Raw genomic sequence first — 570 nt, 5'->3', positions numbered from 1 at the left:
GCCATTCTCGAAATGGAATCGAGAGCGAATGCAATCGCTCTTTGTTGATGCGATAGATGTTTTCCAGTGACTCCATGTCATTCATATCCTTAGGTTTGGGTTACCAGTATTTAGTGATGAGCTCGCTCGCGAGTACATACGCAATGGTGAACATCATCAGTGCAACGGCGATATCGATGCCTTTTTTCACTTTCGGTTTAGATAGCGTAGGCCCGAGTTTTGCGGCGCCCATCGACAAGGTATAGAACCAAACAAATGACGCCATAATAGTGCCTAACGCGAAAGCGATTCGATCATGGCCTTCAAATTGTCCACCGATTGAGCCTAAGATAACAACGGTATCTAAGTACAAATGTGGGTTGAGCACGGTGACAGCTAATGCGCCTAAAATGACCGTTCGGCGTCCACGAGCTACGACTTCCCCTTTTGATTCCGATTCATTCTCTGGCTTGAATGCGCTTTTAAGAGAAAGTAGTCCATAGAAGCTCAGGAAGGCAATACCACCAAGCGTCACCGATGTCAGTAGGACTTCATTTTGAGACAGAATAGCACCACCACCAAAGATACCTA

Annotated in this window: 1 protein-coding gene; it reads right to left on the bottom strand. The window is 46.1% G+C overall.

Features of this window, described 5'->3' with window-relative positions:
- Positions 1 to 100 precede the first annotated feature (100 nt).
- Positions 101 to 570: LysE/ArgO family amino acid transporter (locus R7040_RS28665; RefSeq protein WP_318097921.1), on the bottom strand; the 470-nt coding region annotated here is incomplete at its 5' end.

Source organism: Vibrio sp. 1069 (genome assembly GCF_033340555.1).
This window is presented reverse-complemented; position numbering and strand designations above follow the sequence as displayed.